Genomic DNA, 22,337 nt, shown 5'->3' on the forward strand with positions numbered 1-22,337 from the left:
CGCTACGGCACCCGTGGCGCCCAAGTGCTCAGGGCTCATCCTTGTCCACCTCCATCAACGTCATGACCATGCCCAGCACCGATCCCAGCACTGCGAGATAGACACCGATGTCGAATATCAGCGGTGTCGATGCCTTGAAATCGACACCGGGTATCGTCCACCACTGGGCCGTCAGGAACGGCTGGTCGACGAACCAGGCGGGAAGCACCGAGACCATGCCCAGCAGCAGCCCAATGCCGATCAGGTCGCGGGGGTCGACCATACGCAACACTTCCCGCGTGGCGCTGACGCCAAAGGAGAACAAGTAAAGGGTGAATGCCCCAGCCGCTACCAGCCCGGCAATGAAGCCACCGCCAGGCTCGTCGTGGCCGCGCAGCAGCAGGAACACGGAGAACAGCAGCTGCAGCGGCATCAGAATGCGTGCTGCCGTGTGCAGTATCAGAGTGCCCGACTTAACCATTGCTCGACTCCTTCTCCTGCGCCGCCGGCTTGGCGGACTTGACCGGCGCCCTCAGCTTGAGCATGGCGATGACCCCAATGGCTGCCAGCGCCAGTACGAATATCTCGCCCAGGGTATCCAGTGCCCGGTAGTCGACCAGGATCACGTTGACGATATTGCGGCCGTGGGCCAGTGGTGCGCTGTTCTCGATCATGTAGTCCGAAATCGGGACGAACTGGTCGATCCCCCAGGCGGTGAGGATCAGCAGCGTGATCAGCCCCCCCACGCTACCCGCCACCAGCACGTCGCGCACCCGCTCGAGCGGCGTCGACAGGCTGGCGAAACGCGGCAGGCGGAACAGCACCAGGACCAGCAGGATCACCGTCAGCGTCTCTACCAGGAGCTGGGTGATGCCGAGGTCGGGAGCGCTGAAAAGGATGAAAGTGAGCGCGATGGAGAAGCCCATGATACCCACCGATACCACGGCACTGAGCCGCGAGCGAGCGATGGCAGCAAACAGTGCGCCCAGCACCATCAGGGTGACTACCACCACCTCGTGGAAACGCACGTCGAGTTCGAAGCCTATCTCCAGCGAATGGCGAATCAGCAGGGAGTTGCCGATCAGCGCGATCAACACCAGCACCATCACCAGGATGTAGTTGCGCATGTAGCCGTTCTGCAGGATGCGAGTCTGCCAGTCGGATACCACGGTAATCCAGTGCATGAGCGCCTCGTAACCGGCCTCGGGGCCACGGGCCATGACGGGGTCGAGCCGTGCCAGGTGGGCGCGCAGGCGGTCCCAACGCTTGAACAGCAGGTAGCCCAGCACCAGCGTCACGATCGACATGATCAGCGGCAGGTTGATACCGTGCCACAGCGCCAGGGAGACGGTCACCGGCTCGCCCATCACCGCCGAGGCCGCCGCGGTGAGCACGCCCGTCCCGGCCAGCACCGGCAGCACGCCGAGCAACAGCGAGAGCACCGCCAGGCAGGCGGGGCCCAGCAGCATCGAAAGCGGCGCCTCGTGCGCCACCCGCGGCGTCGGGCGCCGCTCGCCGAAGAACGGACGCAGGGCGACGATGGCCGCCACGGCGATGGTGAGGAACGCCGAAACGAAGGAGAGCAGCAGGATCAGCCAGCCGAAGGCCTCGGCTTCCAGCGCCGTCTCGAACAGCAGCTCCTTGGCGATGAAACCGAACAGCGGTGGCGCACCCGCCAGCGACAGCGCCGCGACCACGGCGATGATCGCCGTTACCGGCATCAGTGGGCGCAGGCCACCCATGGCAGTGACGTCCTTGGTGCCGGTTTCGTGGTCGAGTATGCCGGCCACCATGAACAGCGCCCCCTTATAGAGGGAGTGCGCCAACAGGAAGGTGACGAAGGCGATCAGCGCTCCCTCGGTGCCGATGCCGAGCAGCATGGTCAGGGTACCGAGCGCCATGATCGTGGAATACGCCAGCAACTTCTTGATGTTGGTATGGCGGATGGCCAGGAAAGCCCCGGTGAACATGGTCAGTGCCCCCACCACCGAGAGGATGCCGATCCATTCCTCGGTACCGCCGAGGCTCGGCTGCAGGCGCGCCAGCAGGTAGATACCGGCCTTGACCATGGTCGCCGAGTGCAGGTAGGCGGACACCGGCGTGGGCGCGGCCATGGCATTGGGCAGCCAGAAGTGGAACGGGAACTGGGCCGACTTGGTGAAGGCGGCCAGCAGCAGGCACAGCAGCAGCGGCAGGTAGAGGTCGTGCTCGCGCAGGTCGACGCTTCCGGCACCGATCTCGGCCAGCGACCAGCTGCCGCTGGCATTGCCGAGCATTACCAGGCCCGCCATCAGCGCCAGCCCGCCAGCGAAGGTGACGAACAGGCCCTGGCGCGCCGACTTGCGCGCCTCGATGTCGGCGTGACTGAAGCCGATCAGCAGGTAGGAGGTGATGCTGGTCAGCTCCCAGAACACGAACAGGGTGAGCAAGCCGTCCGCCAGCACCAGCCCCAGCATCGACACCATGAAGGCGAGCATGACGACATGGAAGCGCACCAGGTCGCGGTGGCCCTTCAGGTAGCCTCCGGCATAAATCAGCACGAAAGTGCCGATGACGGTAATGAGCAGCGCGAACAGCAATGCCAGGCCATCGATGACGAAGGTCAGGCTCATGCCCAGCGACGGCACCCAGTCGAGCTGGAGCTGCAACACCTCGCCCTCCATCACCGCCGGCACCTGGCCCAGGAACCACAGCGCCAGCAAGGCCGGGAATGCGGCCAGCACGAAGCTGGTGCGCGCACCGAACCAGTGATGCAGCAAGGGGGCAAAGGCGGCCAGCACGAATCCTGATAGCACGGCGAGTTGCATCATGCAGTTCCCTTCTGTCAGTCCTTACACCGAAGCAGGGGCGCCCCTGTACGGCATCGTCAGATTGCTGGCAAACCAGCCTTGTCAAGCCCCTTCTGAGGGAGCTTCGAGTCGATAGTGCACCAGATCAAGAAACGGTGATTAGGCTCAAAAAATACGCCCAAAGGATGAGCGTCAGCCGTCGCCCCAGACTGTCTATTGCAGCGCAAAAGCAGTAGACTTTGCGCCGCGGCTGGCTACGGTAAGTATTGATTTCACGACGAAACGGCTTGCTAGTATAGCGATTTCCCTCCGTTTCTTCATTCCCTTCCGGCAGCCCACCGCGTCGATTCTCAATCATTATAATTAGCCTGTGAGTGGTACTCGGGCGCGCCGCCACGCGATGGCGCCATGGAGCAATGTCCGACCCGCCGCCAGAATGGACGAACCACCATGTCGTTGCTGTGGATCCCCCTTCTCACCATCGCCGGCATCTTCGTGCCGATAATGACCTCTCGCCATGGTCGCAAGATCTGTGTCGCCGCTACCCTGATCGCCCCGCTGCTCGCCCTCGGCCTGGTGCTGGTAAATGCGCCGGCCGTCATCGCCGGCGACGTGGTCAGCCTACAGATACCCTGGCTCCCTCTGCTGGGCCTCGACCTGGCGCTGCGAATCGACGGCCTGACCCTGCTGTTCGCGCTGCTGATCCTGGGTATCGGTAGCCTGATCCTGTTCTATACCGGCTACTACCTCTCGAGCGAGGAGGATGACGGCCGCTTCCTCGCCTACATGATGCTGTTCATGGTCGCCATGCTCGGCATCGCCATGGCGGACAACCTTATCCTGCTGTGGCTGTTCTGGGAACTCACCAGCATCTCGTCGTTCCTGCTGATCGGCTTCTGGGGCCACCGCAGCGATGCCCGGCGCGGCGCGCGCATGGCACTGATCGTCACCGGCGCCGGCGGGCTGACCCTGCTCGCCGGCATCCTGCTGATCGGCCAGGTCGTCGGCAGTTTCGCCGTGAGCGACGTGCTGGCAGCCGGCGACCTGATCCGCGCCTCCGAACACTACCCGTTGATCCTGGCACTGGTACTGTTCGGCGCCTTCACCAAGTCGGCCCAGTTCCCGTTCCACTTCTGGCTGCCCCACGCCATGGCCGCGCCCACGCCGGTTTCCGCCTACCTGCATTCGGCGACCATGGTCAAGGCGGGCGTGCTGCTGATGGCGCGCCTCAACCCGGCCCTGGGCGACACCGTGCTGTGGGCGGTCAGCCTGTCGCTGGTGGGCCTGGCAACCATGCTCTATGCCGCCTGGTTCGCCCTGCTCGAACGCGACCTCAAGGGCATACTCGCCTTTTCCACCGTCAGTCATCTGGGGCTGATCACGCTGCTGCTGGGGCTGGGCAGCCCGCTCGCCATCGTCGCCGCGGTATTCCATATCCTCAACCATGCCACCTTCAAGGCGGCATTGTTCATGATGGTAGGCATCGTCGATCACGAGACCGGCACCCGCGACATCGACCGCCTCGGTGCGCTGTGGTCGATGATGCCGCTGACCGGCACCATGACGATCCTGGCCGGCTCCGCCATGGCGGGTTTCCCGCCGTTCAACGGCTTCCTGTCCAAGGAGATGCTGTTCGAGCAGAGCCTGATCAACAACCTGCTCGGAGCGCTCAGCATCGTCATCCCGCTGCTGGTAGTGGTCGCTGCCATGCTCTCGGTCGCCTATTCGCTGCGCCTGATCTGGAGCCTGTTCTTCGCCGAACCCAAGCTGACCCGCGAGCAGAAGGCCCAGCCGCCGCTGCAAGCCCACGACCCGGCTCGGGGCATGCTTGCTCCCGGCCTTTTCCTGGCCGCCATGAGCCTGGTGATCGGGCTGTTTCCCATGACCCTGGCGGCGCCGCTACTGAACGCGGCGAGCCTCGCCGTACAGGGCGAAACCACCCCGGTCTTCAGCCTGGCCCTGTGGCACGGGTTCAACATGCCGCTGCTGATGAGCGTGGCTGCCGTTGCCGGCGGCATCCTGGTACTGCGTCAGCAACGCCGCTTCGCCGCCATCGCCGGGCTCTTCCCCGAACGCGATGCCGGGCTGATCTTCGAGGCGGCGATACAGCGGCTGATCAAGGCCTCCCTGTGGCTGACCCTGAAGCTGGAGAACGGCTCACTGCAGCGCTACCAGGCACTGCTGATCCTGAGTGCGCTGGCCATGGCCGCCATCGGCCTGACACAGCTGGAGAACCTGACCGGCGAGCGCGGGCTGCAGCCGCTCGACGGCATGCTGTTCCTTGGCGCCGGGCTGATGATCTTCGGTGCCATCGGCAGCGCCATGAGCCACCGCTGGCGGCTGGTGTCGCTACTGATGCTCTCCGTGGTGGGGCTGTCGGTATCGCTGACCTTCGTGCGCTTCTCCGCCCCCGACCTGGCGTTGACCCAGCTGTCGGTGGAGGTCGCCTCGATGATCCTGATGATCCTGGCGCTGTTCTTCCTGCCCCAGCGGCCGCCGCTGCTGGTATCGGGACGACGCATCCTGCGCGACCTGATCCTGGCGACGGCGCTGGGCCTGGTGGTGGCCATGCTCAACTACGCGCTGCTGACCCGGGAGAGCGCGACCATCGCCGACTACTTCCTGCGCGAGAGCGTACCCGGCGGTGGCGGGACCAACGTGGTCAACGTCATCCTGGTCGACTTCCGCGGCTTCGATACCCTGGGCGAGATCACCGTGCTGACCCTGGCCGGCCTTGCCACCTTCAAGTTGCTCAACCGCCTGCGCCTGTTCATGCCTTCCGGCAATATCGAGGGCATTCGCTGGTCGCAGCATCGCTACCCGTTGATCCTTGCGGTGGTAGCTCAGATCCTGCTGCCGCTGGCGCTGCTGGTCTCGGTCTACATCTTCCTGCGCGGCCACAACCAGCCTGGCGGCGGCTTCATCGCCGGGCTCATCACCGCTACCGCGCTGCTGCTGCAGTACATGGCGCGCGGCCACGACTGGACCCGCGAAAGGTTGCCGCTCTCCTATCCCGTCGTGGCCGTATCGGGCCTGGCCGTAGCCCTGGCCACCGGCCTTGGCAGCTGGCTGTTCGGCTATCCCTTCCTGACCTCGGCATTCGGTTACTTTCACTTACCCTTGGTGGGTAAATTCGAACTCGCCACGGCGATGCTGTTCGACGTTGGGGTCTACCTGGCCGTGGTCGGCGCCACGCTGATGATCCTGATCAACCTGGGCCGCGTCACCACGATGAACCGTCCAACGCTGGAGGAACGCTGATGGAAGCCCTCTTCTCGCTCGTCGTCGGCGTGCTCACCGCTAGCGGCATCTACCTGCTGCTGCGCGGGCGCACCTTTCCCGTCATTGTCGGCCTGGCACTGCTCGGCTATGCGGTGAACCTGTTCCTGTTCTCCACCGGTGGGCTCAACACCCATGCCGCCGCAGTGATCGGTGAGTCATTCACTCCCGCCGACCCCCTGCCCCAGGCCCTGGTGCTCACCGCCATCGTCATCGGCTTCGCCATGACCGCCTTCGTCGTGATCCTGGCGATTCGCGCCCGCGGCGATCTCGGCTCCGACCACGTGGACGGACAGCAAGGTGAGGATGGGGACAGCCCACGATGAATCAGCATCTGATCTCGCTACCCATCCTGTTGCCCATGCTGGGTGGGTTGGTACTGCTGCTCTCCGGCAAGGCAACCGACCATACCCAGCGCTGCCTGAGCCTTGCCTTTACCGGCCTGCTGCTGCTCGTCAGCCTGCTGCTGCTGCACCAGGCGGCCGGCGGCAAACTGGCTTTCTATGCCTTGGGCAACTGGCAGGCACCCTACGGCATCGTACTGATGCTCGATCGTCTCGCGGCGCTGATGCTGGCCCTGACCGCTGTGCTGGCCATGGGCTGCATCATCTTCGCCTGCGCCGGTGACGATATCCGCGGCAGCAACTTCCACGGTCTTTTCCAACTGCAACTGATGGGCCTGAACGGTGCCTTCCTCACCGGCGATCTGTTCAATCTGTTCGTGTTCTTCGAGATCCTGCTGCTGGCTTCCTACGCCCTGCTGATGCACGGCGGCAACAAGGCCCGGGTCGGTGCCGGCCTGCACTACGTCATCCTCAACGTGGCTGGCTCGGCACTGTTCCTGATCGCGCTAGGCGTACTCTATGGCGCCACCGGCACCCTCAACATGGCCGACATGGCGCGTCGCGTGGAGGACATGTCGGGCGACGATGCCGCCCTGGTCACCGCCGGCGCTCTGCTGCTGATCGTGGTCTTCAGCCTGAAGGCGGCCCTGCTGCCACTCTATTTCTGGCTGCCACGCACCTATGCCGCCGCGCCGGCACCGGTTGCCGCCCTGTTCGCCATCATGACCAAGGTCGGCCTCTATGCCATCCTGCGGGTCCAGTCGTTGATCTTCATCGACACCCCCGCCGCCGCCGCCATCACCGGCTGGCTATGGTGGTCGGGGCTGGCCACCATCCTGCTGGCCGCCATCGGCGTGGTGGCGGCACGCGACCTGCGCCCGCTGATCGCCTACCTGGTGCTGGTCTCGGTAGGGACGCTACTGGCAGCCACGGCGCTGGGCACCTCCTCGGCCACGACCGCACTGCTCTACTACCTGCCGCATACCACGCTGATCTGTGGCGCGCTGTTCCTGATCGCCGAACTGATCGGCCAACAGCGTGGCAAGGCCGGTACGCGCCTGGTGCGCGCGCGACGCCTCTACCAGCGCCACCTGCTCGGCGTCATGTTCCTGATCGCCGCCGTGGGCGTGGTCGGCCTGCCCCCCTTGGCAGGCTCACTGGCCAAGCTGCTACTGATGCAGGCCACCGAAGGCGTGGCGCGGCTCTGGCTATGGCCACTACTGCTGCTGGCGGGCCTGTGCGCCCTGATCGCCATGTCCCGCGCCGGCTCGGTATTCTTCTGGGCCAGCTACAAGGGCGAGGTGGCCGCCGGCAAGGTCAGCCGCGCCCAACTCGCCGGTGTGGTGTGGCTGCTCGCCAGCGCCCCCGTACTGGTCGCCTTCGGTGGCCCCGTCAGCCACTATGCTCAGGCCACCGCCGAACAGTTGGCCGCGCCCCAGGCGGTGATCCAGCAGCTGCTTGGTGACGAGCCCACCCAGGAGATCGCGCAGCTTCGCCAGCTAGCGCTCGGCGAGACACAGGGAGACACCCTATGAAGGCCTTGGGACGCTACCTGCCCACACCCACGCTGTCGCTGGTACTGCTGGTGGTGTGGCTACTGATGGTCCGCAGCCTCGCCCCCGGCCAGGTGCTGCTGGGGCTGGTCCTGGCAGTAGGCATCCCCCTGCTGACACAAGGCTTCTGGGAGCCGCTGCCGCGGGTCAAGCATCCGCTCAAGCTGGTCTGGTTCGTATTGGTGGTGCTGTGGGACATCGCCAAGGCCAACGTGCACGTCAGCCTGCTGATCCTGCTGCCGCGGCGCGAGCCGCATCCCGGGTTCGTCGAGTATCCGCTCGAGGTGAAGGATCGCCTGGCCATCACCCTGTTGGCCAATACCATCACCATGACGCCCGGCACCGTGTCGACCAACATCCGCCTCGACGGCTCCTCGCTGCTGATCCACGTGCTGGACCTCGACGACGAGCAGGCCCTGATCCGCGAGATCCGCGATCGCTACGAGCGGCCGCTCAAGGAGATCTTCGAATGCTAGATACCGCCCTGCTGATCAGCCTGACCCTGATCGTGCTGGCCATGGCCATGAACGTGTACCGTCTCGCCATCGGCCCCGACGTGCCCGACCGCCTGCTGGCCCTCGATACGCTCTACGTGAACTCGATCGCCCTGATCGTGCTGCTGGGCTTGTGGCTCAATACCAAGACCTACTTCGAGGCGGCGATCCTGATCGCCATGCTCGGCTTCGTCGGCACCATGGCCATCTGCCGCTACCTGCTGCGCGGCGACATCATCGAATAGAGGACACCACATGACCTTCTACGTGATAGCCGAGGGCGTGATCTCCTTCCTGCTGGTGGCCGGCGGCATCTTCGCCTTCACCGGCTCGCTGGGCATGCTGCAGTTCAAGGACTTCTTCATGCGCCTGCATGGCCCCACCAAGGGCACCACGCTGGGTATCGGCTGCGTGCTGATCGCCTCGATGCTCTACTTCACCATTACCCAGCGCGAACTGCACGTTCAGGAACTGCTGATCACGCTGTTCCTGTTCATCACCGCCCCGGTCACCGGCCACATGCTGGCCAAGACGGGGCTGCACATGCACCTGCGCTTCATCACCGGCACTCAGGGCTCGGTGCCGGAATTCCGCGATGAGGACGTGGGCCAGAGCCGGGTCGCCCGCCCGGCCCGGGCCAGGCACCCCTGGAAATACCGCAAGCAGAAGCGTTCGCGCCTGTTCCGCTGAGCCAGTTTCGTGGCGCAGGAACGACTCAGCACCAGCCGCCCAGCTCATTGTCGATGATCGCCAGCAGCGCCTGGATATGGTCATCGCGGTCGTTGAGGCAGGGAACGTAGGTGAAGCGCTCCCCCCCGGCCGCCAGGAAGCTGTCACGGATCTCCTCGTTGATCTCCTCGAGGGTCTCCACACAGTCGGAGGAGAACGCCGGCGAGATCACCGCGATGTGCTTTTTGCCCTGGCGTGCCAGCGCCGCCACGTGATCCACGGTCGGCGGCCCGACCCACTCCTCCGGGCCGAACTGCGACTGGAAGGCGGTCTGCACAGCACTCTCCTCCCAGCCCAGCCGCTCGCGTAGCAGCCGCGTGGTCTTCTGGCACTGGCAGTGGTAGGGATCGCCTTCTGTGAGGAAACGCTTGGGTACGCCATGGTAGGAGGCCACCAGCACCTCAGGCGTCGTGTCGGCGGCAGCGTAGGCCTCGCGCACCGAGTTGGCCAGTGCCTCGAGATAGGCGGGGTGCTCGAAATAGGCCGGCACGGTGCGAATGGCCGGCTGCCACTTGAGTTTCATCAGGGTGCGGAAAGCGTGGTCGTTGGCCGTGGCCGTGGTCGGCGAGGCGTATTGCGGGTAGAGCGGGAAGAATAGGATGCGCTCGCAGCCCTCGGCCTGCATGCGGCGCAACACGCTGTCGGTGGAGGGGTTGCCGTAGCGCATGCAGAAATCCACCAGCACCCGGTCGCCATGGCGCTGCTGGAGCCCCGCCGCCACCTTGCGGGCCTGCTCCCGGGTGATGGTCAACAGTGGGCTCTCGTCCCTCTCGTTGTTCCAGATGCCGCGATAGGCTTCCCCGGACTTGAACGGACGTCGGCTGAGGATGATCAGTTGCAACAGCGGCTGCCACTTCCAGCTCGGGTAGTCGACGACTCGCTTGTCGGAGAGAAACTCGCTGAGGTAGCGTCGCATCGACCAGTAGTCGGTGCCATCCGGCGTACCCAGGTTGGCCAGCACGACGCCTACCTTGGGCCGCAGAATCGCGGGATGGTCCGCCGGAGCATGGGCAGGACGTTGACGTTCTGTCGGGTCCGGTTCCACTTGCGATGCGGCCATGCGCTGCGCTCCTCATGGGTGAGAAAAAGAAGCGCTCATTGTATCAGGCGAAAACCGTGTGGGGCATGAAGTTATACTATGAATACGATTTGTATAACTTGGATCAAGGAAGGTACCCGGGCGAGCCGCCCGGGCCGCCGCAAGTCCTAAAGGAATCGCTGAACAAATCGCCGAGCGAGATGAAGCGGCTAGGTTCGTTCCCTACGAACCAACGCACTTCCCACATCCCTGTGGGTCGCAAGGCGCACGGAGCACAGAACCGAGCGAAGCGACAAACAGCCGTAGGCTGGCCCCGAAGGGGCGAGAAGCCGAAGGCTGCGAGTCAACCGGAGCATATGGGGTATATGTGAGGATTCCGACGGTCCGACGCTTCGGCACCGCGCAACGCAGTGATTCGCTCGTGTAGGCATTTGTGCAGTGTTTCCTAGAAAACCAGCGGCATGCGTGAGGTAAGCGGATCGCGATAGTGGGCCTCGCGGCCGACGACCTCATCCTGCGGCACGTGCTGGACCAGGAAGGCGCGATTGATGCCGGCGCGCTGCAACTCGAGATAGACATCCTCCAGCGAGCGAAATACCGTTGGCTTGCCGCGGCGGGTCAGCATGTGGCGCTTCCCTTCTACGTCTTCCAGCTCCACCTGGTAGCAGTGGCTGCCGGAATGCGTGATGACACGTACCTCGAAATTGTCGTGCCGGGCGACGAAGTGTTTCAACTGCTCGAATTCCATGGCTCCCTCCATGTCTTGGAATGGCGTTCCGTTGAGGCCTGCAGGATATGCATCGGGCACAGCATGACTGTGCCCGATGAAACCTGCATGACGCTGGCATATTCATTGTATGACAGCGCTGGAGCCAGGAGGGTTCCCAACACGCTCGCCCGGGCCGGTGGGTACTGCGCGAGTGGCTAGGCTACTGATAGTCAGAGGGGTCGATCGCCTTGGCCAGTGAGTTGCGGTCGACCCACTTGCCCGCCTTGGTCTCCTTGTAGCGGAACACCACGCGGTCGCCCACTGCCACCGTCAATTCGGCATCTTCGGTCTGGTAGCTGTAGGCTTCGCCATCGACGACCAGGTGAAAGCGGTAGAGGTCCGGCATGCCCAGCCACTCCTTGAATGGCCCTTCACGCTCCAGCGACTCGAGCTCGCCGCGTGCTTCCAGCTTGGGGGTGCGCTGGCGCTTGCCGCGCCGAAATCCGCCTGCCATGGTCACTCCTCGCTTTTCGTCTGTCGGGGGCTCGGCATTATACGGAGCCGCACGCGAGGCTCAAGCGCCGCCGGGCCTCACTCGCCGAATGCCTCACCGTAGCTGTCCGGCGCCAGGTCCTCGAAGCGGGTGTACTTGCCGATGAAGGCCATGTGCACCGTACCAATGGGGCCGTTACGCTGCTTGCCGATGATCAGCTCGGCCAGGCCCTGGTTATCGGGGTTATCCGGATTGTAGACCTCGTCGCGGTAGACGAAGGCGATCACATCGGCATCCTGCTCGATGGCGCCCGACTCGCGCAGGTCCGACATTACAGGCCGCTTGTTGGGACGCTGCTCCAGCGAACGGTTGAGCTGGGATAGCGCGATGACCGGGCAGCCGAACTCCTTGGCCAGTCCCTTGAGCGAGCGCGAAATCTCGGAAATCTCGCCGGTGCGGTTCTCGGAGAAGCCAGGGATCTGCATCAGCTGCAGGTAATCGATCATCACCATCGCCAGGTTGCCGTGCTCGCGCACCAGGCGGCGCATTCGCGAGCGCATCTCGTTGGGCGACAGCGCCGCGGTATCGTCGATGAACAGCTGCTTGTCCTTGAGCAGATTCACCGCCGAGGTCAGCCGCGGCCAGTCCTCGTCCTCGAGCTGGCCGGTACGCACCCGGGTCTGGTCGATGCGCCCCAGCGACGACAGCATACGCAGCATCAACGCATCCGCCGGCATCTCCATGGAGAACACCATCACCGGCTTGTCGCTGGAGATCACCGCATGCTCCACCACGTTCATGGCGAAGGTGGTCTTGCCCATGGAGGGGCGCCCCGCGATGATCACCAGGTCCGAAGGCTGTAGGCCCGAGGTCATCTCGTCGAGGTCGCGAAACCCAGTGGAGAGCCCGGTCATCTCGCCCTTCATGTTGAACAGCTCGTCGATGCGATCGACCGCCTTGGCCAGCAGCTCGCTCATGCCGATGGGACCGCCCGACTTGGGTCGCTCCTCGCCGATCTGGAACACCAGGCGCTCAGCCTCGTCGAGCAGTTCGTCGGCCGGCCGACCCTGGGGGCTGAAGGCGCCGTCGGCGATCTGGTTGGCTGCACGAATCAGCTTGCGCAGCGTAGCCCGCTCGCGAACGATATCGGCATAGGCGCGGATATTGCTCGCCGAGGGCGTGCTGCGGGCCAGCTCGGCCAGGTAGGCGAGGCCGCCCACGGTATCGAGCTGATCGCGCCCTTCCAGCGCCTCGGAAAGCGTGACCACGTCGAGCGGCTTGCCCGCTTCGGCAAGGCCGCTCATGGCGTTGAAGATCAGGCGATGCTCATAGCGGTAGAAGTCGTCGGCCACCAGTCGGTCGGCCACGTTGTCCCAGGCCTGGTTGTCGAGCATCAGGCCACCCAGCACCGACTGCTCGGCCTCGAGCGAGTGCGGCGGCACCTTGAGCGCAGCGGTTTCCTTGTCGAGCTCGAGCGTGTCGTTCATGGCGCAACAACCTTCATGGGAACGGGCCGTGCCATTCTACCCGATGGCCGGGGTCCGCCCTACCTCTCGAAACGACAAAAACCGCGACCGAAACCGGTCGCGGCAAGGGATCGAAACAGGGCGCGAGCAGTGGCCCGGCCGCAGCCGGGCCTGGCTTAGAACCAGACTTCGGTCTGTACGCCGAAGCTCCACTGACCGCCGGTGAAGCCATCGCTGCCGAAAGCGTCGTCGCCGCTGTAGCCGTTGAGCTCCTCGTCCCAATCGCTCCAGGAAGCGAACAGGCGGATCTCGGGGCGCTGCCAGAAGCCGCCCACCTGGGGCTTGAAGGTTGGCGCAATGGTGAACTTGGTGTAGTCGCCCTCGGCGGCACCATTGCCGTTGTAGCCACGGGCGTCGAGGTCCATCCACTGGTAGCTGGCCTCGTACTGCATCTCGAAGTTCTCGGTCAGCTCGTTGGCCAGGCGTACGTTGAGAGTGGCCCAGTCGTACTGATCGCCCTCGACGTAGCGGTCCTCGCTGGTCTCGGCGAGAATCGCCGGCGCCACGCGCCACTTCGGCGCCACGTAGGTGGTGCCGTAGATGCCGAGACGAGTCGCGGTGGCGTCGTCGGTGAGATCGCCGTCGCTGCCGAGCCCCTTGACCTGAGCGCCCAGGCCCTGGCCGTGCAGCAGCGCCAGCTTGAAGTTGCCTTCTCCCAGGCCGAAGAAGCTGTCGCCGTGATAGGCCACCATGGTGTGGAAACCGCTGTCGGCGGCGGTCTGATTCTCGCCGATGTCGCGCTCGTCGTTGTCGGCCGCCGACAGGCCGTTGAGCATCCACTGCCAGTTGCCGAAGTAGTTGTTGGACGTGACGATCAGGCTATCGGTAGAGCCGGTATCGCCGGGATTTTCGCTATCGACGGGAAAGTCGCTGAAGCTGCGCCCATAGAGCGAGAAGCTGGAACGCCAGTTGTCGGCCAGCTGCATGTCGTAGATACCGGCACCGGTCCCGGCGAGGAAGATGAAGTCACTGTCGAGCCAGTGGATGTCGAAGTTGTCGCGGTCGAAGCGCTTGCCGGCCCAGATCGAGGCGTTCTCGAAGGCACCGGTGAAGCTCGGCAGGTCGCTGAACTCGGCATAGACTTGGCGCACGTTGAGGTTGGAGTCGTCGTCCCAGTCGTTGCTGGTGGTGGTGCCGCTGGCCAGCATGGTGCGGTAGAGCGCCTTGGCACCGTTGTCGAACTGCATGCGGTAATTGAGGATGGCCTCGGCGTAGGTGTCCGGCTCGTTGCCCAACCGGCCTACGGCGCCGCCCAGCCCACCGGCCGGCGTCACGTAGGGCCCACCCTCGATGCTCTTGCGATCCTCGCCCAGCAGCAGCCCCGAGCGCGCGTAGACGTTGAACGAGAACCCTTCTTCACCGCTGGCCTGGCGCTCGACCTTGGCCAGGCGCTCCTCCACCTCCTCCGCGGACAGGCGACCCTCGGCCTGGGCTTCGGCGAGCTCGGCGCGCTGCTCGGCGGCGCTGGCCCGCTGCTCGGCAGCGGCGATGCGATTCTCGAGCTCCAGCAGGCGCTGCTCCAGGGCAGCGGTATCGGCGACGGCATGCCCCATCATGCCGAAGCTGGCCACGGCCACAGCGGCAACGAGCGGAGTTCGTAGCAAGGCGGTCTTCATCGCAGTTGTTCCTTTATGTTTGTTTGTTCGTTTGTTTTCACAAGAAGAACGGGGCGAAACACGGCACTGTATCGTTACAGACAGGCATCGCAATGCTGTCTCAATGGCCTTGTTGCCCTGGCCTGAAGCGCAACGCCTCCAGGTCAGGCAGAACTTAATCGTTTAAGAGTGATGACGCAAAGACAAACCGTAATATTACTACCAATGTCTAAGAGACCGACCTCATCGCGAGCAAAAACAAGGGGCGCAGGGAGTTCTCCCCGCGCCCCTCGGCGTCGTTACTGAGCTAGCTAAAAAGCTTACTCGGCGACTACGACCACGCGAACGGTGGCGTCGACTTCGGCGTGCAGGTGCAGGTCGATGTCGTACTCACCGGTCTGGCGAATCGGGCCTTCGGGCATGCGAACTTCGCTCTTGGCGACTTCGATGCCGGCCTGACCCAGCGCCTCGGCCAGGTCACGCGGTCCGATGGAGCCGAACAGCTTGCCTTCTTCACCGGCCTTGGCGACCAGTGACAGCTCGATCTCGGCCAGCTGGGCGGCACGGGACTCGGCGATCGCCTTGCGCTCGGCGGCCTGGGACTCGAGTTCGGCGCGCTGGGCCTCGAAGGCTTCCACGTTATCCTTGGTGGCAGGTACGGCCAGGCCGTAAGGCACCAGGTAGTTGCGGCCATAGCCGGGCTTCACGGTGACCTTGTCGCCCAGACCGCCCAGTTTGCCAATGTTGTCGAGCAGAATGACTTCCATCTCGTTAACCTCATGTCAGTCGCTGCGAGGGGCCAGACGGCTGCGGAAATCCGCAAACACATCGACGAAGGCCACCAGCAGCACTATCAGAATCATGGGCCAGGTGGTGATCAGCAGTACATAGAAGGCGATCAGCCACAGCCCGTTCATGCCCTTTATCCCGATGAAGCCGTGCACCAGGGCGATACCGGCCACCAACAGCGGCACCCAGACCAGCATGGAGAGCGACGGCAGGTCCAGCACCATGCCCACCACGCCAAGCAGTACCAGCAGGCCGAGTTCGCGCGGCGCCAGGCGCAGCGCATGAAACTCCTCGCGAAAGCCGCCGGGGTTGTAAAGCCCCGCCTGCCAGGCGCGCGCCAGTGCCAGACAGCCGATGGCGGCGATCAGCACGACCAGGCCGGTAATGCCACCGATCAACAGCGTTGCCAGCTCTTCGGTGTCGAAGCCCTGCCGCGCCAGCTCGGTCAGCATGCGGTCGATGTCGGCCGACCCCTGCCGCAGCTGTTCCAGCAGCGGCCCGGTACCGCCCGGCGGTACGAAGATGCCGAGCTGGATCATCGCCGCAGTGGCCAGGGTGCCGACGATCAGCGCTTCGCCCCAGCGCATGCGCGAGCGCAGCACCACCGCCATCAGCGTGACCAGCAGTATGCTGGCCAGCGGAATGGCATCGCCCTGGGTCCACCACCAACCGGCAGGAACGGCAGCCGCCACCAGCACCGGCAGTGCCGGCGACAGGCCGCGCCGCAGGGTGACCAGGGCCACGATGGCACCGCTCAGCCAGAACAGCCAGGGTACGATCGCAGCCAATGCCGCCCCGCCTGCGGCGTAGGGCATGCCACGCATCAGCCATCGGGCAATCGGCAACATCGAGTCGCAGCTTACTGGTGGCTGTCGGTGTAAGGCAGCAGAGCCAGGTAGCGCGCGCGCTTGATGGCGGTAGCCAGCTGACGCTGGTAACGGGCCTTGGTACCGGTAATGCGGCTAGGTACGATCTTGCCGGTTTCGGTGATGTAGGCCTTGAGCGTGTCCAGATCCTTGTAGTCGATCTGCTTCACGCCTTCAGCGGTGAAACGGCAGAACTTGCGACGGCGGAAAAAGCGTGCCATGTAAAGACTCCTCGGTACGTGCGATCAGTTGGCTTCGGCAGTTTCTTCTTCGGTACGCGGTCTTTCTTCGCGACGCGGACGCTTGTCGTCTGCCGGCTTCATCATCGGCGAAGCTTCGGTGATGGCTTCCTTGCAGCGCACCACCAGGCTGCGAATGATGGCATCGTTGAAGCGGAAGATGTTCTCGATCTCATCGAGGGTCTCGCCGCTGCACTCGACGTTCATCAGCACGTAGTGAGCCTTGTGAATCTTGTTGATCGGGTAGGCCAGGTGACGACGGCCCCAGTCCTCCAGGCGATGCACGGTGCCACCGCTCTCGGTGACGATGCTGGAGTAACGCTCGACCATTGACGGCACTTGCTCGCTCTGGTCCGGATGGACCATGAACACGATCTCGTAATGACGCATGGGATCTCCTTTCGGGTTGGCAGCTTCCGCGTGAACCTGTTCCATACGGGACTGGCACTCAAGGGAAGCAAGGAGGTGATAGTCAAATAGCAACGCCCGCTCACGCAGGAACGGGCGCCTGTATTCTAGTGATCCGCACCGCCACTTGCAAGGCAGTGTGGCGTTAGCGGTTCAGCCGCCGGCGCCCCGACGCTGGCGCACAGCCTCGAACAGGCAGATGCCGGTGGCCACCGAGACGTTGAGACTGGAGACGCTGCCGGCCATGGGCAGCTTGACCAAGCCGTCACAGGCCTCGCGAGTCAAGCGGCGCATGCCCTTGCCCTCGGCCCCCATCACCAGCGCGGCGGGGCCGCTGAAATCAGCATCGAACAGCATCGCCTCGGCCTCGCCGGCGGTGCCGGTGATCCATACGCCGAACTCCTTGAGCCGGGCCAGGGCGCGGGCCAGGTTGGTCACCTGGTAGACCGGCAGACTCTCGGCGGCGCCACAGGCGACCTTGCGCACCGTGGCGTTGAGTGGTGCGGCCTTGTCCTTGGGCACGATCACGCCATGCACGCCGGCCGCATCGGCACTGCGCAGGCAGGCGCCGAAGTTGTGCACGTCGGTGACGCCATCGAGCACCAGCAGCAGCGGCGGCGACTCGTGGGGCCAGGCTTCGAGCTTGAACCACAGTGAGGTTTCGCTCTCGAAGGCCAGCGGAGCGGTGAAGGCGACGACGCCCTGGTGAGAGGCTTCCTGGGCCAGACGATCCAGCTCGTCACGCGGATGCAGCTCAATTCGCGCCCCGCCTCGCCGGGCCTTGTCGACCAATTCGGCCAGACGCTGCTGCGCCTCGCCTTCCTGTACCCAGAGCACTCGCGGGGCGTCGCCCCGCTCCAGCAGGGCGCGCACGGCGTGAACGCCGAACACCGCATCGAGCCCACCGGGCACGCCAGGCATGCTGGATGCGTGGCGAGGACCCGGCTTCCTGCTCCTGCCTGTATCGCGCGACCTTCCCTTGCGACCTTGCGCCATCAGCTCCGAGCCCTCGGCTTGCGCGGGCCGCGGCGGCGCTTGCCGCCCTTGCCCTTGCCACGCTCGCCCTTGTCTTCCGCCTGAGCCTTGTCAGCGGCGGGCTTGGGCGTGGAGGTCGTCTCGCCTCCCCCACGGCGCTTGCGTGGCTCACGCTTGGGTCGCGGCTTCTCATCCTCGAGGGCGAAGTCGATCTTGCGGTCGTTCAGGTCCACGCGCGCCACCTGCACCGTGACGCCATCGCCCAGGCGGTAGCTCATGCCGGTACGCTCACCCTTGAGGCGGTGCTTCTCCGGCTCGTAATGGTAGTAGTCCGAAGGCAGCGAGGTGACATGCACCAGCCCCTCGACGTAGACCTCGTCGAGGCGCACGAAGATACCGAACTGGGTGACCGAGGCGATGGTGCCATCAAAGACCTCACCCAGCTTGTCGGACATGAACTCACACTTGAGCCAGTCCTCCACGTCGCGGGTGGCGTCGTCGGCGCGCCGCTCGGTCATCGAGCAGTGCTCGCCGAGTTCGAGCATCTGCTCGAAGGTATAGGGGCACCACTTGCTGGGCGGCTCCACCGGTGCTCCTTCGGCGCGCAGCACGGTGTTGGTCTGGCGCGGCCCGCGAATCACCGAACGAATCGCACGGTGCACCAGCAGGTCGGGGTAGCGGCGAATCGGCGAAGTGAAGTGGGCGTAGGCCGGATAGGCCAGGCCGAAGTGCCCCTCGTTCTGCGGCGAGTAGACCGCCTGGCTCATCGAGCGCAGCATCACGGTCTGGATCACGTCGGCATCCGGGCGGCCGCGAATCGCCTCGGCCAGCGCCTGGTAGTCCTGCGGCGTGGGTTCGTCGCCACCACCCACCGAAAGCCCCAGTTCGTTGAGGAACAGGCGCAGCTTGTCGAGGCGCTCCGGCGAGGGCCGCTCGTGGATGCGATAGAGCGCCGGCAGGTCGTGCTTGTCGAGGAAGCGCGCCGTGGCCACGTTGGCCGCCAGCATGCACTCCTCGATGATCTTGTGTGCGTCGTTGCGGCTTCGAGGCACGATCTTCTCGATCTTGCGCTCCTCGTTGAAGAGAATCGCCGTCTCGGTGGTTTCGAAGTCGATGGCGCCACGCTCCTCGCGGGCCTGGCGCAGTACCCGGTAGAGCTCGTGCAGGCCCTGGAGCGGCTTGACCAGGTCGCGGTACTCCTCACGCAGGGCGTCCGCCTCGGCATCGTCGCCGTCGAGGATCGCCGCGACCTTGTTGTAGGTCAGCCGCGCATGAGACTGGAACACCGCCTCATAGAAGTGGTAGCGACTGATCGTCCCGCTCTTGGAGATGTTCATCTCACAGACCAAGGCCAACCGATCGACGTGCGGGTTGAGCGAACAAAGCCCGTTGGAGAGCAGCTCAGGCAGCATCGGCACTACCTGCCCCGGGAAGTAGACCGAGTTGCCGCGGCGGATCGCCTCCTCGTCGAGGGGCGTGCCCGGACGCACGTAGTGCGACACGTCGGCGATGGCGACGAGCAGCTTCCAGCTGCCGGACTTGGTCTTCCAGGCACATACCGCATCGTCGAAGTCCTTGGCCGTCTCGTCATCGATGGTGACCAGCGGAATATGGCGAAGGTCGATGCGGTGCTGCTTGTCCTGTTCGGCCACCTCGGCGGACATCTCGGCGATCTGGTCGTGCACCTCGGGGGGGAATTCGGCCGGAATCTCGTAGCTGCGGATGGCAATGTCGATCTCCATTCCCGGATCCATGCGCTCGCCAAGCACCTCGACCACCTCCCCCACCGGCTGCACCCGGGCATCGGGCTGCTGGACGATCTTCGCCGACACCACCTGGCCGTCCCGGGCACCACCGCAGGCGCTGTGGGGGATGATCACCTCCTGGGTGATGCGCGGGTTCTCGGGGATCAACACGCCGAACTCTGAGGTATTCTCGCGGAACACGCCGACGATGGTCTGGGTATTGCGCGCCAGCACCTCGGCGATGGTGGCCTCGTCGCGCCCGCGGCGGTCGCGTCCGCTGATGCGCACCAGCACGTAGTCGCCATGGAAGACCCGGCGCATCTGCCGCGGCGGCAGCACCAGGTCGGGCTTCTTGCCGTCGTCGCGCAGCACGAAGCCGAAGCCGTCGCGATGGCCCAATACCTTGCCCCTGATCAGGTCGAGCTTGTCGATCAGGGCATAGGCCCCGGCGCGGTTGCGCAGCACCTGGCCGTCGCGCTCCATGGCCGCCAGGCGACGGCGCACCGCTTCCTGCAGGTCCTCGTCGTCGAGGTCCAGCATGCGGCTCATTTTTTCATGGGTGACCGGCTTACCGTACTCTTCCAGGCGCGCCAGCAGGTACTCGCGGCTGGGCGCCGGCTTGTCGTACTTGTGGGCCTCGCGGCTGGCATGGGGGTCGTCGCTGAGCGTCCAATGAGTCATGCGTGGGGCATCCTTGGCAACGGGGGCAGCGTTCCGGGAAGGGCGCGGGCGAGAGGCCGCGTACGTAGGGTGTTGCTAATGGAGTCGTTTGTCATGCCCGCATTATAGCGCCGGTGCCGGTTCGGCCCAACCATGGCGGCATGATCCGAGGATAAAGCCCAACGCAAACTCTCGATGAACTCCCCCGCTGACGTCATCCACGCCGCCGGGATGGGAGGCGAAAATTCGCCCAACGCTCTTGCATTGGGCCACAATTTGGGTAAGATACGCGTCGCCTGCCCAGATGGCGGAATTGGTAGACGCGCTAGCTTCAGGTGCTAGTATCCTTACGGATGTGGAGGTTCAAGTCCTCTTCTGGGCACCATTCGCTCCCTTCGGGAGCGATGGTAGGGGTCAGGCCCCCTGCTCTTTGTCAGTTCGAAAGCCCCGTGTTCGCCCAGGTGGCGGAATTGGTAGACGCGCTAGCTTCAGGTGCTAGTATCCTTACGGATGTGGAGGTTCAAGTCCTCTCCTGGGCACCATCCCAGGCACGCGAACACGACGGCAGATGCAACGACGGCATGATGCGCCCAGGTGGCGGAATTGGTAGACGCGCTAGCTTCAGGTGCTAGTATCCTTACGGATGTGGAGGTTCAAGTCCTCTCCTGGGCACCACTGCTCTTCACGAGCACATCGCGTCATGCAGGCTGACACATCGCCAGAGCGAATTGACGAATGAAAAGAACCGCGACCAATCGCGGTTTTTTTGTGCCTGTGATTCGCTCGCGCAGCCATTTATTTCAGTAACGGGCGGGCAGGCGGGCCACCTCTTCTAATGCCCACCCTTCGGCCACCACCTCCCCTTCCAGTAGCTCGGCCACGTCTTCGGGCAGACGCGGGAAGAAATTCAGCCCGGTGCGTGCCTCCACCTCGTCGATGCTCACCAGATAGTCGTCCAGTGGTTCGTCACCGCGCACCTCCTGGGGCATGATGAAGGCCAGCGCCATCGGCTCCTCGGCCGGCACCACGACGATCTTGTAGAAGGCTTCGGGGATCTCGACGAGCCCCACCCGATGCGTCACGTTGTCGAGAAAGCGCTCGGGGAACACTGGGCCGGTAATCACCTGTACCACGCCGAAGCGCGGCACGAAGTGGTCGATCACCACCTCTTCCAGGCGCTGCCAGAGCCGGCGGTTGAGATCGGGTCGCTGGGGCGAGATGTTGCTCATCAGGAACGACTGCTCCTGAGCCTGGCGCCCATACACCGTGGCGATGGCGTAGTTGGGAGCCAGGTGGCCGCGGTCGTAGCCGCTGCCGAAATAGCTGTCGGCGGCGATCGGCCAGAGGGTACGCCAATCGCGACGGAAATCGGGCCTGGGACCCGGCCTCGGATCTTCCACCTCGTGCAGCAGATAGCTGACCCAGAGCGGATTGACCCGCACGTCCGACCAGCCGACCAGGAAGCCGTCATTGCGCAACACGCGATGTACCGTCAGCGGTGTCGGGCTTTCCCAGGTGGGCACGCCCATCCAACTGAGCTGGTCACGGTATTCCTGCTCCTGGGTGTACCACAGGCCGCTGCCGACCACGACGAAGACGAGCGTGATACCGAACTGGCGGACGCGCGAGCGCCAGCGAGGCAGCGAAGCGCGACGACGCCTGCCGCGAGAGCGTGCTAAGGCCATGATTCGTTCCGAATGGTACTGCTCCGGCACGCCTAGGCACCGGCATTCAACTCAATGGGATAGAGAACCGACGTGCTACCAGCCCAGCGAAAACATGGTCTCGAGATCGTGCCGGGAATGCACCTGCATGGCATTGAGGGTTTCGGTATCGCGGATACCCTCGACGGCATTGAGGCGCTCGGTAACCAGCTCGGCCAGGCTTTCGAAGTCCCGGGTACGGGCAATCGCCACCAGGTCGTAGCGGCCACAGGTGGAATAGACCTCGCTGATCCCCTCGACGTCGGCGAGCCGCTCGGCCACCGCCTTGACCTGCCCTTTGTCGGTATTGATCAGGATCACGGCATTCTGCATCGGGCACCCTCCCCGGTTAGGTGTTCGTGCGGCATGGCACCGCCGCGCTGGCGCGAGTATAGCAGGCCAGCCACGGCGGCTGAATAAAAC

General features: G+C 64.4%; 21 protein-coding genes and 3 tRNA genes. 9 read left to right on the plus strand and 15 right to left on the minus strand.

Going from position 1 to position 22,337, the window contains the following annotated elements:
- Positions 1 to 28: 28 nt before the first annotated feature.
- Together ACUY1T_RS15205 and ACUY1T_RS15210 are read right to left on the minus strand one after the other, a co-directional pair.
- Complete coding sequence (locus tag ACUY1T_RS15205) at positions 29 to 460, minus strand: Na+/H+ antiporter subunit B (protein ID WP_446024204.1); 432 nt, start codon at positions 458 to 460, stop codon at positions 29 to 31.
- On the minus strand, positions 453 to 2,786 hold the full coding sequence (locus ACUY1T_RS15210; protein ID WP_446024336.1) for a putative monovalent cation/H+ antiporter subunit A: 2,334 nt from the start codon (positions 2,784 to 2,786) through the stop codon (positions 453 to 455). Before ACUY1T_RS15210 ends, ACUY1T_RS15205 begins: the two co-directional genes overlap by 8 nt.
- Before the next feature lie 432 nt (positions 2,787 to 3,218).
- Here ACUY1T_RS15210 and ACUY1T_RS15215 point away from each other — a divergent pair, with 432 nt between their 5' ends.
- The 6 genes from ACUY1T_RS15215 to ACUY1T_RS15240 are packed head-to-tail and all read left to right on the plus strand — an operon-like array spanning position 3,219 to position 9,128.
- Positions 3,219 to 6,029, plus strand: a complete 2,811-nt coding sequence (locus ACUY1T_RS15215) for a monovalent cation/H+ antiporter subunit A (protein WP_446024206.1) — start codon at positions 3,219 to 3,221, stop codon at positions 6,027 to 6,029.
- The gene (locus ACUY1T_RS15220) at positions 6,029 to 6,373 is read left to right on the plus strand and encodes a Na+/H+ antiporter subunit C (RefSeq protein WP_446024207.1); all 345 of its coding nucleotides are present in this window, start codon (positions 6,029 to 6,031) and stop codon (positions 6,371 to 6,373) included. Before ACUY1T_RS15215 ends, ACUY1T_RS15220 begins: the two co-directional genes overlap by 1 nt.
- Entirely contained in the window at positions 6,370 to 7,926 is a 1,557-nt protein-coding gene (locus ACUY1T_RS15225) for a monovalent cation/H+ antiporter subunit D (RefSeq protein WP_446024209.1), read from the plus strand. Before ACUY1T_RS15220 ends, ACUY1T_RS15225 begins: the two co-directional genes overlap by 4 nt.
- Positions 7,923 to 8,420, plus strand: coding sequence for a Na+/H+ antiporter subunit E (locus ACUY1T_RS15230; RefSeq protein ID WP_446024211.1), 498 nt, complete (start codon positions 7,923 to 7,925; stop codon positions 8,418 to 8,420). Before ACUY1T_RS15225 ends, ACUY1T_RS15230 begins: the two co-directional genes overlap by 4 nt.
- On the plus strand, positions 8,414 to 8,683 hold the full coding sequence (locus ACUY1T_RS15235; protein WP_159550058.1) for a K+/H+ antiporter subunit F: 270 nt from the start codon (positions 8,414 to 8,416) through the stop codon (positions 8,681 to 8,683). Before ACUY1T_RS15230 ends, ACUY1T_RS15235 begins: the two co-directional genes overlap by 7 nt.
- Before the next feature lie 10 nt (positions 8,684 to 8,693).
- Positions 8,694 to 9,128, plus strand: coding sequence for a Na+/H+ antiporter subunit G (locus ACUY1T_RS15240; protein WP_411792995.1), 435 nt, complete (start codon positions 8,694 to 8,696; stop codon positions 9,126 to 9,128).
- A gap of 25 nt (positions 9,129 to 9,153) precedes the next feature.
- Here ACUY1T_RS15240 and hemH read toward each other — a convergent pair whose 3' ends face one another.
- The 11 genes from hemH to rnr form a co-directional block, all read right to left on the minus strand.
- Positions 9,154 to 10,227, minus strand: coding sequence for a ferrochelatase (hemH, locus tag ACUY1T_RS15245; RefSeq protein ID WP_446024213.1), 1,074 nt, complete (start codon positions 10,225 to 10,227; stop codon positions 9,154 to 9,156).
- A 424-nt stretch (positions 10,228 to 10,651) separates the two neighbouring features.
- The gene (locus ACUY1T_RS15250; protein ID WP_446024214.1) at positions 10,652 to 10,954 is read right to left on the minus strand and encodes a DUF6482 family protein; all 303 of its coding nucleotides are present in this window, start codon (positions 10,952 to 10,954) and stop codon (positions 10,652 to 10,654) included.
- 181 nt (positions 10,955 to 11,135) lie between these two features.
- Positions 11,136 to 11,429, minus strand: a complete 294-nt coding sequence (locus ACUY1T_RS15255; RefSeq protein WP_446024216.1) for a hypothetical protein — start codon at positions 11,427 to 11,429, stop codon at positions 11,136 to 11,138.
- Between the two features lie 77 nt (positions 11,430 to 11,506).
- Positions 11,507 to 12,895, minus strand: a complete 1,389-nt coding sequence (gene dnaB / locus ACUY1T_RS15260) for a replicative DNA helicase (RefSeq protein ID WP_446024217.1) — start codon at positions 12,893 to 12,895, stop codon at positions 11,507 to 11,509.
- Positions 12,896 to 13,050: 155 nt separating this feature from the next.
- Positions 13,051 to 14,550 (minus strand): carbohydrate porin, encoded by a 1,500-nt coding sequence (locus ACUY1T_RS15265; protein ID WP_446024219.1) that lies wholly within the window; start codon positions 14,548 to 14,550, stop codon positions 13,051 to 13,053.
- A 299-nt stretch (positions 14,551 to 14,849) separates the two neighbouring features.
- Positions 14,850 to 15,296 (minus strand): 50S ribosomal protein L9, encoded by a 447-nt coding sequence (rplI, locus tag ACUY1T_RS15270; protein WP_446024221.1) that lies wholly within the window; start codon positions 15,294 to 15,296, stop codon positions 14,850 to 14,852.
- 15 nt (positions 15,297 to 15,311) lie between these two features.
- Positions 15,312 to 16,166 carry a hypothetical protein gene (locus tag ACUY1T_RS15275; RefSeq protein ID WP_446024223.1) on the minus strand — a complete coding sequence of 285 codons (855 nt, stop codon included), beginning with the start codon at positions 16,164 to 16,166 and terminating at the stop codon, positions 15,312 to 15,314.
- A gap of 11 nt (positions 16,167 to 16,177) precedes the next feature.
- Entirely contained in the window at positions 16,178 to 16,405 is a 228-nt protein-coding gene (gene rpsR / locus ACUY1T_RS15280; RefSeq protein WP_010629658.1) for a 30S ribosomal protein S18, read from the minus strand.
- Positions 16,406 to 16,429: 24 nt separating this feature from the next.
- The gene (gene rpsF / locus ACUY1T_RS15285; protein WP_446024225.1) at positions 16,430 to 16,813 is read right to left on the minus strand and encodes a 30S ribosomal protein S6; all 384 of its coding nucleotides are present in this window, start codon (positions 16,811 to 16,813) and stop codon (positions 16,430 to 16,432) included.
- Between the two features lie 171 nt (positions 16,814 to 16,984).
- Positions 16,985 to 17,752: a 23S rRNA (guanosine(2251)-2'-O)-methyltransferase RlmB gene (gene rlmB, locus ACUY1T_RS15290; RefSeq protein WP_446024227.1), complete on the minus strand. Its 768-nt coding sequence runs from the start codon at positions 17,750 to 17,752 to the stop codon at positions 16,985 to 16,987.
- A gap of 74 nt (positions 17,753 to 17,826) precedes the next feature.
- Complete coding sequence (gene rnr, locus ACUY1T_RS15295; RefSeq protein WP_446024229.1) at positions 17,827 to 20,232, minus strand: ribonuclease R; 2,406 nt, start codon at positions 20,230 to 20,232, stop codon at positions 17,827 to 17,829.
- 277 nt (positions 20,233 to 20,509) lie between these two features.
- On the opposite strand from rnr, the gene ACUY1T_RS15300 reads away from it, so the two are divergent.
- The 3 genes from ACUY1T_RS15300 to ACUY1T_RS15310 all read left to right on the plus strand — a co-directional run bounded on the left by ACUY1T_RS15300 (position 20,510) and on the right by ACUY1T_RS15310 (position 20,886).
- Positions 20,510 to 20,596: transfer RNA gene (locus tag ACUY1T_RS15300), tRNA-Leu, on the plus strand.
- Positions 20,597 to 20,666: 70 nt separating this feature from the next.
- A tRNA-Leu gene (locus ACUY1T_RS15305) sits at positions 20,667 to 20,753 on the plus strand.
- A 46-nt stretch (positions 20,754 to 20,799) separates the two neighbouring features.
- Positions 20,800 to 20,886, plus strand: a tRNA-Leu gene (locus tag ACUY1T_RS15310).
- A gap of 125 nt (positions 20,887 to 21,011) precedes the next feature.
- Here ACUY1T_RS15310 and ACUY1T_RS15315 read toward each other — a convergent pair.
- Positions 21,012 to 21,896, minus strand: coding sequence for a DNA/RNA non-specific endonuclease (locus ACUY1T_RS15315; RefSeq protein ID WP_446024230.1), 885 nt, complete (start codon positions 21,894 to 21,896; stop codon positions 21,012 to 21,014).
- A gap of 75 nt (positions 21,897 to 21,971) precedes the next feature.
- Positions 21,972 to 22,247, minus strand: a complete 276-nt coding sequence (locus ACUY1T_RS15320) for an Lrp/AsnC family transcriptional regulator (RefSeq protein WP_043510462.1) — start codon at positions 22,245 to 22,247, stop codon at positions 21,972 to 21,974.
- Between the last annotated feature and the right edge of the window lie 90 nt (positions 22,248 to 22,337).

Source organism: Billgrantia sp. Q4P2, from assembly GCF_052806135.1.